Source organism: Gordonia asplenii, assembly GCF_012933505.1.
GTDB classification, from domain to species: Bacteria; Actinomycetota; Actinomycetes; order Mycobacteriales; family Mycobacteriaceae; genus Gordonia; species Gordonia asplenii.
Map to the genome: position 1 here is coordinate 1 of NZ_JABBNB010000033.1, position 11,556 is coordinate 11,556.

The window sequence follows — 11,556 nt, forward strand, 5'->3', positions numbered from 1 at the left end:
GGCCGGCAACGGTCCCCGGGGCGTCCCCCTTTTTTTGTCTGCGCTACACCACTATTGCCACCCCGGGCGCCCACCCCGAGACGGGCAGACCAGGGTCGGGGTGGGGTTGGGTTGTTCGTCTCACCAGACCCCTCGTTACACCGAAGCTCGTCCCTCGCCTCGGCACTCGGGGAGCAGGGAAAGTCACCGCCCTCGCCTCGGCACTCGGGGAGCAAGGGAAGTCACCGCCCTCGCTTCGGCAACCGGGGAGCCGGGATGTCGCCCTACTTAGCGAGCGGCGATGCCACCTCTGAACACACCGCGCAACGCAAAAGGGCCCCCGACATCGTCGGGGGCCCTTCTGGCGTTTCTAATCTGCTACACGATCGCGGTCACCGGGAGCACAGCGGCGATCTCCGCCGCGGTCGCCTGGCCCATGCGGACGGCGCCGTCGACGTGCTGGTAGCCGATGCCGGCGATGTCCGAGCAGGAGAAGTGGATCGGACCGACGGGGGTGCGCTGGTCCTTGCCGTAGCGCGAGAGCCCGCCCAGGTCGAAGCTGGCGGCATATGCGCCGCGGGTCCACTCTTCCGAACCCCAGTCCGATTCGTAGTAGACGACCGGCTCGAGTGCCTGCGGTCCGAGGAAGCGGGCGATCGATTCGAGGATCGCCGCCTTGCGTTCCTCAGCGGACAGCTCGAACATCTCGTCGGCCTTGAGGTCGGGCACGAATCCGACGAGGGTACCGCGGGTGTCTTCGTGGTTGGTGTTGTCGTAGACCTCTTGGACGATCTCAGTCGCGCTGAATCCGCTGCCCGACAAGCCTTCTTCGCGCCAGAACGGCGTCTCGTACACCGCGTGCACCTTGATGACGATGCCGAGCGACTGATGCTGGTGCATCTGGTGCTGACGGCGGGGCAGCGGCGGGTAGTACGAGATACGCGAGTACAGGTTCGGCGGAACTGCGACGATGGCGCGGCTCGCGTTGACGATGAAGTCGTTGTCGGCGTACACGGTGACACCGAGGTCCGACCAGGCGATCGTGCGCACCGGAGAGTTGAGGATCAGGTTGTAGCCGAGGCGTTCCGCGAGTGCGATCGACACTCCCTGCATGCCTCCCACGACGCGCCGGTCGAGGATGAAGTCCTCATCGGTCAGGTCGCTGAACGATCCGGCCGATGCAGCCATCAGGATCGCCTGGAGCGCGGAGAACGAGTGGGCCGGCTTGGTGAGCATGCCGCCCGCGATGAACAGGGCGATGCAGTTGACGGCTTCGGCGTCGTCGGTCTGCTCCTGCAGCCAGGACTGGAACGAGATGGAGTCCAGCTCGGCGGCACGCGGATGCGCCCACGGCTCGTCGGCACCGATCTCTTTGGCGAGATCGTCGAGCAACTCGGTCAGGCGGTTGATTTCGGCTACGGTTTCCTCCGACACGGGGAAGTCGTCACCGTCGTATACGGTGCGCTCGCCGTCGGCGACGTAGACCGAGCTGCCCTCGCGGTAGCGCTGGAAGGTTTCCAGCCCCAATTCCTCGACGAGTGCGGTGAGTGCCGTCTGATCAGGCGAGATCCATTGGCCACCGATTTCGAGCATTGCTCCGTCGATGACGTCGGTCCAGGTGCGTCCTCCGACGCGACCGCGTGCCTCGAGAACTGCCACTGAGTAGCCGGCCTTGGTCAGTTCGTACGCTGCGGTGAGTCCAGACGGGCCGGCACCGACGATGACGACGTCACGGGTGAGCGTGGTCAATTATTCTTCTCCTAGTCGTACGCGATCGCGTACTGAATTGATGGGTCGACGAATAGCAGTGGCGAAAGCCACTGCTATTCGGTCAGTGAGGATGGTCGGCTACAGCATCATTGACGTAGCCGACCGGAAACCGGCGAAGTCAGGCCGGCTGATTTTGGGTGATGCAGTGAATGCCGCCGCCGCGCGCGAAGATGGCGCGCGCATCAACGGTGACGACCTCGCGGCCGGGGTACACCGACCCGAGGATCGCGGCGGCCTCGGCGTCGGAGGCGTCGTCGAACGAGCATGCGATCACCACGCCGTTGGCGACGTAGTGGTTGATGTAGCTGTAGTCGACGAATCCCTCGTCGTCGGTCAGGGTCACCGGCGCGGGGACGTCGATGACTCGCAGGGGCTCGCCCGCAGCGTTTGTCGCCGACGTCAGGAGTTCCCGAAGTTGTCGAGAGACAACATAATCCGGATGCTCAGGGTTGCGCTGGTCGTGCAGGATCACGGTACCGGGCGACGGCATCGCGGCGACGATGTCGACGTGCCCGCGAGTGCCGAACTCTTCGGAGTCACGGGTGAGTCCGCGTGGCAGCCAGATGATCGTGCTCACGCCCAGCGTGCGGGTGAGCTCGGCCTCGACGTCGGCCTTCGACAACGACGGGTTACGGCCGGGGTCGAGCTGTACGGTCTCGGTGACGAGCACCGTGCCGATGCCGTCGACCTGAATTCCGCCGCCTTCGTTGACCAGATCCGAGTCGATCAGCTCGACGCCGGTCCGTTCGATGATGTTGCGCGCGATGTGCTGGTCGCGATCCCAGGCGGCCCACTCCTGCCCGCCCCATCCGTTGAACACCCAGTCGACGCCGGCTACCGAACCGTCGTCGGCGACGACGAACGTCGGGCCGATGTCGCGCATCCACGCGTCGTTGAGGGGGGCCTCGACGATGTCCACCGCGCCCGACAGGTACTTACGTGCATGTTCGGTCTGCGTCGGGTCGACGACCACCGTGACCGGCTCGTGGTCGACGATGGCGTTGGCTACCGCCGACCACGCGGTCCGTGCTTCGTGGTGGTCGTCTTCGGTGTCGCCGAGTGAGTAGCCGGGAGCCGGGAACGCCATCCAGGTCCTCGAATGCGGCTCGTGTTCGGCCGGCATCCGCCACTGCCCGGCCGAGGCGGGCACATCAGACTGTGCGGAAGTCATCTCAGGCTCCCGAGGTTCCGATGGGGTTGGCCCGGTCGAGCGGTGCGGTCAGCCGAGCGTAGGTGTCGGGGCGTCGGGTCATCAGGAACGGGAACAGCGTCAGCCAGTCCTTGCGCTGGTCGAGGTCGAGGTCGGCGACGAGCACCGCGGACTTGTCACGCGGCGCCTGCACGAGGATGCGGCCATACGGGTCGGAGATGAACGACGACCCGTAGAACGTGATCTCTCCCTCGTTGCCGTAGCGGTTCGGAGCGATCATGAAGGTGCCGTTGGCGATTCCGTTGCCGACGATGACCGACTGCCACAGCGGTTGGGTGTCGAACTCCGGGTGTCCGGGCTCCGAGCCGATGGCGGTGGGGTAGACGATGATCTCGGCGCCGCCGAGCGAGTACATGCGGGCGACCTCGGGGAACCATTCGTCCCAGCAGGTCGGCATGCCGATGCGCGCCCCGTCGAGTGCTTCGGGTGTGTGCACGGTGTAAGCCTCTTCGCTGGCCGGGCCGTGCCGGAAATAGGTGTCCTCGTAGTAGCCCTCGGTCACCGGGATGTGCAGTTTGCGGGTACGGGCGACGAGGCCGTCCTTGTCGACCAGGATGGCGGTGTTGTAGCCGAGGCCGTCGCTGAAGGTCTCGCCCGCTTCCTCGGAGTTCTTCTCGTACAGCGACGCGTGGATCAGGATGTCGTGGCGCTTCGCGGCCGCTTGCGCGAAGGTGAAGGTGGGGCCGGTGGCGAGATCTTCGGCGTCGGCTCCGGGGTTGTCACCGCCACGGACGAATGCGGGATATTGGACGAGGGTGATCTCGGGGAGGAACACGACTTGCGCGCCCTGCTCGGCTGCGGCGTCGATACCCTCGTTGAGTTCAGCCAGCAGGTCCTCGGTCGAGGCATGCCAGCGATGCTGAACCAGGGCTACGCGCAACGGCTTTCGAGTCGGCGCGTCGACGCGGGCCAACGACGTCGGCGGGGTGAGCGCGGTGATCAGTTCCATCGAAAGACTCCTTTGTCTTGACTTGGATGGGTTTGGGGTGCGGTGTCAGAGGGTGGCCGAAGCTCGGCCGGCGGGATCGGGGGTGGACCGGCGCAGTGTCTCGCCCCGGAAGAAGCCCGGCGAGACGATGCGCATGATGATCATCAGAACGGCGCCGAAGACCAGAATGCCGAATCCGATGTAGAACACCAGACCGATGCCGAAGATCTGTGCGCCACTTCCGTTGTCGGGATTCAGGCTCTCTTTGACCGACAACACGAACACGGTCAGCAGCGCGGCTCCGCCGAGCAGAGGGAAGAGCAGGCGGAAGACGAAGTTGCGGGCACTGGTGAACAGCGTCTGGCGGAAGTACCAGATGCATGCGAAGGCGGTGATCCCGTAATACCAGCAGATCATGATGCCGAGCGCGGCGATCGTATCGGACAACGTCCGCTCGGACAGCAGCGTGACGATCGAGTAGAAGACGGCGGTGACGATGCCGGCGATCAGGGTCGAGAAGCTCGGTGACATGAATCGGGGACTGATCTCGGCGAACTTCTTGGGGAACGCGCCGTAGGAGCCCATCGACAACATGGTGCGTGCCGAGGGCAGGAAGGTCGTCTGCAAGCTGGCGACGGCGGAGGCGAGGATCGCGAGGAACAGCAGCACGCCGCCCCAACGGCCCATCACCGGTTCGGCCAGCGACCCGAAGACGTTCTCCGAGTTCTCCGGATTGCCGAGTCCCAGGCCGTCTTCGCCGACGCCCGCGAACATCATCGTGGCCAGCGAGACGAGCAGGTAGGTGCCCAGGATTGTCATCACGCACAGCAGTCCGGCACGGCCGGGGGTGCGCTCGGGGTCCTTGCACTCCTCGCCGAGGGTCAGGCAGGTGTCCCAGCCCCAGAAGGCGAAGATCGAACCGGTCAGTCCGACCGCGAACGCTGCCATCGACATCACGGCCGGATCCTTGATGCCGGTGTCCCCGAACGGATTGAACCAGCTCCAACTGAAACTCAGGTGGCCGACGTGCCCGCCGGATTTCGCGAATGCGAGCACCGCGAAGATGACCAGCACGATCATCTGGAAGCCGACCAGGAAGTACTGCAGCCGCTCGCTGGTGGTGATGCCGCGCATCGATATGTAGGTGGCTATCGCGATCAGAATGACCGTGGTGCCGATGTTGGTGAGTTTGTTCGACGTACCCAGATCAGCGATGCTCGGGTTGTCGGCTATCCGCGCCACGGTCAGATAGAGGAACTGCACGCCGACCGCGGCGAGGTTGGACAGCACGATGATGGTGGCGATCACCATTCCCCAGCCGCACATCCAGCCGACGTACGGCCCGAAAGCCTTGGTGGACCAGGTGAACGACGCACCGGAGTCGGTGGTGTCGGAGTTGAGTTCCCGGTAGGCGTAGGCCGTCAGGAACATCGGGATGAAGCCGGCGATGAAGATGGCGGGCATCTTCAGGCCGACTGCCGCGACGATCAGACCGATACTCGCGGTCAGCGTGTAGCCGGGAGCTACCGACGACACACCGAGAATGGCGCCGGAGAGAACACCGACCTTGTTGGTAGCCAAGCCTTTTGAGGATACTTCCGACTGTGCTGCCGGTTGTGTAGCCATGAGGACTCCAATAGGAGAAGGGAAATGGGGAGCGCGGTCGGTGCTGCGGACGTCGGTTTCGTGCGCGTGATCTGGTCAGGTTTCGTGTCGAAATGCTTTTTTGAAAACGGCTGGCGCCGTTGGGGCTTCGCCTCCTACGGCGTCAAGGCGATGTACTTGGTGTTGAGGTATTCGTCGATGCCCTCACTTCCGCCTTCGCTGCCGAGACCGGACTGCTTGACACCGCCGAACGGGGCGGCCGGGTCAGAGATTACGCCGCGATTGACGCCCACCATGCCCGATTCGAGAGCAGCCGACACCCGCAGGGCGCGATCGAGGCTGCGCGAGTAGAAATACGCGGCCAGTCCGTACTCGGTGGAGTTGGCGCGTTCGATCGCTTCCTCCTCGGTGTCGAAGCCGGTGATGACGGCGACCGGACCGAAGATCTCCTCGGTCAGAATGCGCGATCCGGACGGGACCTCGTCGATGACGGTCGGCTCGAAGAAGAATCCGTCGCCGTCGACCTTCGATCCGCCGGTGTGCACGCGGGCTCCGGCGGTGATCGCCTCATCGACAAGTGCGGCAACGGAATTGCGCTGCTTGGCGTTGATCAGCGGACCGAGCGCGACGCCCTCCTCGTAGCCGGGGCCGACCTTGGTGGCGGCGATGCGTGCCGTGAGCGCCTTGGTGAACTCTTCCCGGACGGGGTTGTGCACCAGCAGGCGATTGGCCGCGGTGCAGGCCTCGCCGCCGTTGCGCATCTTCGCTGCCATCGCACCGTCGACGGCTGCGTCGATATCGGCGTCGTCGAAGACGATGAACGGAGCGTTGCCGCCGAGCTCCATCGAGGTCCGCAACACCTGGTCGGCGGACTGCTCGATGAGCTTCTTGCCGACGCCGGTGGAACCGGTGAACGACACTTTGCGCAGCCGGCTGTCCTTCATCAGCGCCGCGACGACAGTCGGGGCCTGCAGGGTCGGCAGGACCGACAGCGCACCGGCGGGCAGCCCGGCGTCGGCGAAGACCTGTGCCAGCAGCAGCATGGTGAGCGGGGTGTCTTCGGCCGGCTTGACGATCATCGTGCAGCCGGCGGCGAGGGCGGGCCCGATCTTGCGGGTGCCCATCGCGAGCGGGAAGTTCCACGGGGTGATCGCCAGGCACGGTCCGACCGGCTCCTTGGTGACCAGGATTCGGCCGTTGCCCGACGGCGCCGTAGCGGTACGCCCGCCGACGCGGACCGCCTCTTCGGCGAACCAGCGCAGGAACTCCGCACCGTAGGCCACCTCGCCGCGGCTCTCGGCGAGTGTCTTGCCCATCTCGATGGTCATCAGCAGGGCGAAGTCGTCGGTGCGTTCGACGACGAGCTCCCAGGCCCGACGAAGGATGATCGAGCGCTCCCGCGGCGGCGTGGCGGCCCACGACTTCTGGACGGCCGCGGCCGAGCCGAGGGCGGCTTGCGCATCGTCGACGCCGGCGTCGGCGACCGACGTCAGCACCTCGCCGGTGGCGGGATTCACGACGTCGAATCGACTGCCGGAGTTGGCCTCTCGGGCTCCGCCGTCGATCCACAGGCCGGTCGGCACGGTTGCGAGCAGGTCGTCGAACTTGGTCATCGAGGAGTTCCTTTCGGACGAGATCGTCAGGTCAGCGAGCGGTGCGGATGGCGTCTTCGAGGACGGTCAGGCCGTCGTCGAGCAGTTCGTCGTCGATCACCAGCGGCGGCAGCAGTCGCACGACGTTGCCGTAGGTGCCGCAGGTGAGGATGATGACGCCCTGCTCGAGGGCACGCGCCGCGATGGCCTTGGTGAGGTCGGGGTCGGGGGTGTCGGTGCCCGGCTTGACGATCTCAATGGCCAGCATCGCGCCGCGGCCACGCACATCGCCGATCACGTCGACGTCGGCGGCCAGCGCGCGCAGGCGGGTCAAAGCCTTGTCGCCGATGTTGCGGGCCCGCTCGCGCAGGTCGTATTCGACCATCGAGTCGAGTGCGGCGAGTGCACCGGCACAGGCGATCGGGTTGCCGCCGTAGGTGCCGCCGAGGCCGCCGGCGTGGACCTTGTCGAGCAGGTCGGCGCGGCCGGTGATCGCGGACAGCGGCAGGCCGCCGGCGATGCCCTTGGCCATGGTGATGATATCGGGCACGATGCCCTCGTCCTCACAGGCGAACCACTGGCCCGTGCGGGCGAAACCGGTCTGCACTTCGTCGGCGATGAACACGACGTCGTTGGCCTTGGCCCAGGCGACCAGAGTCGGCAGGAAGCCCGGTGCGGGCACGATGAAGCCGCCCTCGCCCTGGATCGGTTCGATGATGATCGCGGCCAATTGGTCTGCGCCGATCTGCTTTTCGATCATCGTGATGGCGCGCTGCGCGGCCTGCTCGCCGGTGATGCCAGCCTCGTCGCGGTAGGGGTAGCTCATCGGCATCCGGTACACCTCGGGGGCGAACGGACCGAAGTGGGCCTTGTACGGCATGTTCTTGGCGGTCAGCGCCATGGTGAGGTTGGTGCGGCCGTGGTAGGCGTGGTCGAAGGCGACGACGGCGTTGCGGCCGGTGGCCAGGCGGGCGACCTTCACCGCGTTCTCGACGGCTTCGGCGCCGGAATTGAACAGGACGCTGCGCTTCTCGTAGTCGCCCGGGGTCAGCTCGGCCAGCTTCTCGGCGACGGCGACGTAACCCTCGTAGGGGGTCACCATGAAGCAGGTGTGCGTGAAGTGGGCGGCCTGCTCGGCGACGGCGGCGGCGACGCGGGGGTCGGAGGCGCCGACGCTGGTCACCGCGATGCCCGAGCCGAGATCGATCAGCGAGTTGCCGTCGACGTCGACGATGATGCCGCCGTCGGCGTCGGTGGCGTAGACGGGAACCGACGATCCCACACCCGCGGCGACGGCGGCCTTGCGGCGTGCGGTGAGTTCACTGGAACGCGGGCCGGGAAGCTCGGTGACGAGATTGCGCTTCTGTTCCAGGCGGTAGGTGATGTTGCTCATGGATACTCCCAAATCGTGCGAAAGTGGTTGTGGAGAAGTCTTTTCCAAATCCGAGACGGTTTCCACCACCAGTCTGTCTAGTTGTGTGACCGCAGACACGCCATTTCGGCAGAAGGGTCGATAATTGCTGGTGAACGGCCATTTTCGGGTCGCTGGACGGAACATTTCCCGCCTGGAGACGACGGTGGCCGCCGTCGGGAAACGCGGGTGCGTTCCCCGACGACGGCCATCGTCAGGACAATTCGGCAGACTACGATTCTTCTCGCGGCACCACGACCATCGGAACCTGGAGCACGCGCAGCATCTTCGCGGCGGTCGAACCGAGGAACAGTCGTCGTGCCTGTCCGAGTCGGCTCGAGCCGACCATGATCACGTCGCCGTCGTGCCACTCCAGCTTGTTCACCGCGGCCTCGACGCTCGGCCCGTCGACGACCGACCAACTCACTTCGACGTCGGCGGGCAGTTTCGACTTGACCTGCTCGACGGTCTCGTTGGCGTGCACGCGCGCCTCTTCGAGTGCCGCCTCGTCGGACTTGTGTCCGTCGCCGACGGAATCGAGCGCGACGAGCGACACCAGTCGCAACGGTGTCCCGGCGGCTCCGGCGGCGCGAACCGCCGTGGACAGCAGCAGATCTGCACCGGGCCGGTCGCCGACGGCACAGGTGACCTCGCGTACCCGATCGATGGCCGAGTGCCGGGTTCCCCGCGGCGCCAACACGATTGGGATCGGCGAGGAGTGCAGCAACTCGTTGACGACCGAGCCGAGTGAGTGCGAGCCGACCAGACCGCCACCGCCGCCGCCCACGACGATCGCCTCGGCGTTGATGCGCTCAGCCGCCTCGATGATGCCCTCGGCGGACGACTCGGCGTAGCTGATCGAGGTCGAGACGGTGATGTCGTCGGCGACCAATTTGGTTGCCTCGGCGAGCCATTCGGCCGCCTGCTTGGCCAGCACCGATTCGAAGTCACCGGTAGGCGCGAGGGGCACGATCTTTTCCGGCGGGAGGACCATGGCGATCTCCAGCTCGGTACCGAGGGTCCGGGCCAGTCGGGCGCCGAGGACGACCGCATCGGCGCCACCGCTGGTGGCGAGGTATGCGACGAGGATTTTCATCGATGAACTCCGATTTCAGTTGTGATGATGGCAGGCTGCGGGCGGCGCGGGTTCGACGTCGAGCGCGGGATTGCGGTCGAAGAATCCGACGGGCTTGAGCCAGAAGTTGACGACGTCGACCGGCATGATCGGCCAGTCTTCCGGACGGGTGATGTGGTGAATGCCGAACACGTACCACAGTACGACGTCGGTGTTGTCGATCGAGCGGTTGCCCGCGGTCCACTCCGGCAGGCCGTGGTCGACGCTGCTCTGATTGACGAATTCGCCTGCGGGCCAACGCTCGTCGGGCGAATTGGGAGTCACCCAGAGCGTGTGTTCGATGGCCCGGCAGCGCGCGAGGATCGGGGAGTCCGGCGGGAACATCGCGGGGAACGCGCCGCCGGGCACCAGCTTGTACGACGGGTGGGTTCCCAGCCCGTTGGTGGTGTTCTCGTTGACGACCTTCCATGCGCGCTGGGTCGCGTAGTTCATGTCCTGCTTGCCTTCGTCCTCGGTGCGCAGCGGAGTGTTCACCTGCCGCAGCGAGAGGCCGTAGGGGTTGTCGGGACCGACGGGCACCATCTCGGTCTCGGTTGCGTAGACGGTGTTCTCGGTACCGTCGACGTCCAGATCCATTCGGGCGACGAGGAAGTGCTGATGGAACGGCGCATAGGTCCGCTGGTCGACGAGTGAGCCGTGCGGGTGCTCGCCGCCTTCGGGGAAGTGGCTGACGACCATGATTCCCGTTGCGCGGACCTCACATTCGATGTTGCCGTCCTGGTAGAAGCGCCAGTACACGAGGTATTCGTAGTTGGCGACCGTGACATGCGACGAGACGGTGAGTCGGCGCATACGGCGCACCTCGGCCTCGTCGTGGTCGACGTGCTTCCACAGCACCGCGTTGTCTTCTTCGTGGATGCAGATCGCATTCTTGATCTCGTACGGCTCGCCCTTGCTGTCGTGCAGCGTGGCGTCGAGGTAGCGGATCTCGCCCAGACAGTCGCAGCCGAGCTCCAGGGACGTCGTCATGAAGCCGATGCCCCACTCGCCGATGTCGAAAGCCGTTCGGCGGTAATGATCTTCGCAATGGTCGCGGTAGGGGACCATCATCTCGGCGAAGGACAGCCGGTGCGCGATGGGGCGGACCTTGCCGTGGTCGTTGTAGCTGATGGCATGGATCGTCATGCCCTCGCGGTAGTTGAAACCCACTCGCAGCGACCAATTCTGCCACTCGAGCTTGTTTCCCTCGAGAGTGAACGACGGCCCTTCGGGCTGTGTGATGTCGAGCGGTTTGAGCGGTTCGCGAGTGCTGGAATTGCGGATGCGTTCGGGTACGTACCGCGGCACGTACTCGCCCATCACCTCGGGACGATCCACGGTGAAGGTGTCCTCGATCTCCAGCAGCTCCATGCTGTTCAGGTCGATGACGCAGTGAAAGCCGTTGACCGGTCCCGCATACGGGTTCTTCCCCGGACCCGAGCGGACCCAGGTGTCCGACCAGCCGACCCGACGGCCCTTGTACTGCTCGGGAATCAACACATCGCCGTAGGTCCAGGTGTCCATGAACACCAGATCCATGTCGGTGACGCCCCGTGCGGCGAGCGCCGCGATGACATCGGGATGCGCACGCAGCGCGGCGTCGGCCTCTTCCCACTCGTCGACGGTGAAGTTGGCCTGCTGGTCCGGAATGTGTTCGAACGAAAGCACCTTCGATTCGGCCAACGACAGCAGTGCCTTGTGTGTCGAGTTGGTGGCCCGCTCGAAGCAGACCACGACGGCCTGCCGGTCGGGGGTGTCGCCGCCGGCGTCGAAGGCCGCGATGGCAGCCTTCGACGGCTCGGCCATCTCGATGTTGGCGTAGCGCCACTCGGGCACGGTCACACCGTGCGCATCGCGAAGGATTTCGGTGACCGCGGTGAATTCCGCGGCGGTCAACGGATCCAATGGATGAAAGGTATTCGCCATGCTGTTGAGGTTCCTCTCTCG

8 protein-coding genes are annotated in these 11,556 nt (G+C 65.4%); all 8 read right to left on the reverse strand.

Translation table 11 applies throughout. The annotated features are described in order from the left end of the window. Positions 1–357 precede the first annotated feature (357 nt). A complete protein-coding gene (locus HH308_RS23840; RefSeq protein WP_170196762.1) occupies positions 358–1,728 on the reverse strand; it encodes a flavin monoamine oxidase family protein in 1,371 nt (456 codons plus the stop codon). A gap of 139 nt (positions 1,729–1,867) precedes the next feature. Next, a complete protein-coding gene (locus HH308_RS23845; protein WP_170196763.1) occupies positions 1,868–2,920 on the reverse strand; it encodes an agmatine deiminase family protein in 1,053 nt (350 codons plus the stop codon). Between the two features lies 1 nt (position 2,921). Then, positions 2,922–3,908: a nitrilase-related carbon-nitrogen hydrolase gene (locus HH308_RS23850; protein WP_170196764.1), complete on the reverse strand. Its 987-nt coding sequence runs from the start codon at positions 3,906–3,908 to the stop codon at positions 2,922–2,924. A 45-nt stretch (positions 3,909–3,953) separates the two neighbouring features. Beyond that, entirely contained in the window at positions 3,954–5,513 is a 1,560-nt protein-coding gene (locus HH308_RS23855) for an APC family permease (RefSeq protein WP_170196765.1), read from the reverse strand. Between the two features lie 134 nt (positions 5,514–5,647). Next, positions 5,648–7,105: an NAD-dependent succinate-semialdehyde dehydrogenase gene (locus HH308_RS23860; RefSeq protein WP_170196766.1), complete on the reverse strand. Its 1,458-nt coding sequence runs from the start codon at positions 7,103–7,105 to the stop codon at positions 5,648–5,650. 31 nt (positions 7,106–7,136) lie between these two features. Continuing rightward, complete coding sequence (gabT, locus tag HH308_RS23865) at positions 7,137–8,477, reverse strand: 4-aminobutyrate--2-oxoglutarate transaminase (RefSeq protein WP_170196767.1); 1,341 nt, start codon at positions 8,475–8,477, stop codon at positions 7,137–7,139. A 250-nt stretch (positions 8,478–8,727) separates the two neighbouring features. Next, on the reverse strand, positions 8,728–9,591 hold the full coding sequence (locus HH308_RS23870) for a universal stress protein (RefSeq protein WP_170196768.1): 864 nt from the start codon (positions 9,589–9,591) through the stop codon (positions 8,728–8,730). Positions 9,592–9,606: 15 nt separating this feature from the next. Further along, entirely contained in the window at positions 9,607–11,535 is a 1,929-nt protein-coding gene (locus HH308_RS23875) for a primary-amine oxidase (protein ID WP_170196769.1), read from the reverse strand. Positions 11,536–11,556: the final 21 nt, after the last annotated feature.

What these genes read in the sequence shown, in the direction of transcription:
- HH308_RS23870 (WP_170196768.1), bottom strand. Translation starts at nt 9,591, where the DNA reads ATGAAAATCCTCGTCGCATACCTCGCCACCAGCGGTGGCGCCGATGCG.
- gabT (WP_170196767.1), bottom strand. Translation starts at nt 8,477, where the DNA reads ATGAGCAACATCACCTACCGCCTGGAACAGAAGCGCAATCTCGTCACC.
- HH308_RS23875 (WP_170196769.1), bottom strand. Translation starts at nt 11,535, where the DNA reads ATGGCGAATACCTTTCATCCATTGGATCCGTTGACCGCCGCGGAATTC.
- HH308_RS23855 (WP_170196765.1), bottom strand. Translation starts at nt 5,513, where the DNA reads ATGGCTACACAACCGGCAGCACAGTCGGAAGTATCCTCAAAAGGCTTG.
- HH308_RS23860 (WP_170196766.1), bottom strand. Translation starts at nt 7,105, where the DNA reads ATGACCAAGTTCGACGACCTGCTCGCAACCGTGCCGACCGGCCTGTGG.
- HH308_RS23845 (WP_170196763.1), bottom strand. Translation starts at nt 2,920, where the DNA reads ATGACTTCCGCACAGTCTGATGTGCCCGCCTCGGCCGGGCAGTGGCGG.
- HH308_RS23850 (WP_170196764.1), bottom strand. Translation starts at nt 3,908, where the DNA reads ATGGAACTGATCACCGCGCTCACCCCGCCGACGTCGTTGGCCCGCGTC.